Source organism: Actinoplanes oryzae (assembly GCF_030757795.1).
In the GTDB taxonomy this organism is placed as follows: Bacteria; Actinomycetota; Actinomycetes; order Mycobacteriales; family Micromonosporaceae; genus Actinoplanes.
The window spans coordinates 1-412 of sequence record NZ_JAUQWH010000373.1 but is presented as its reverse complement, the minus strand read 5'-3'; the positions used below and the strand labels follow the sequence as shown (position 1 = coordinate 412).

1 rRNA gene is annotated in these 412 nt (G+C 55.8%); it reads left to right on the top strand.

Annotated features, from left to right (window positions below):
• Nucleotides 1-61 precede the first annotated feature (61 nt).
• Nucleotides 62-412, top strand: a 23S ribosomal RNA gene (locus RBH18_RS43990); the annotation flags it as partial.

The window sequence follows — 412 nt, the reverse complement described above, 5'->3', positions numbered from 1 at the left end:
GGGTTGTGGGTTGGTTGTTGGTTGAGAATTGCACAGTGGACGCGAGCATCTTGTTTTCTGTGGTTAAGTTGTCAAGGGCGAACGGTGGATGCCTTGGCACCAGGAGCCGATGAAGGACGTGGGAGGCCGCGATAGGCCTGGGGGAGCTGTCAACCTAGCTGTGATCCCAGGGTGTCCGAATGGGGGAACCTGGCACGAGTCATGTCGTGTCACCTGTATCTGAATTCATAGGGTGCAGGGGGGAACGCGGGGAAGTGAAACATCTCAGTACCCGTAGGAAGAGAAAACAACATGTGATTCCGTGAGTAGTGGCGAGCGAAAGCGGATCGAGCCTAAACCGTGTGCGTGTCAAGCTGTCAGGCGTTGCGTATGCGGGGTTGTGGGATTCACTGAGACGTTCTGACAGGCGTCT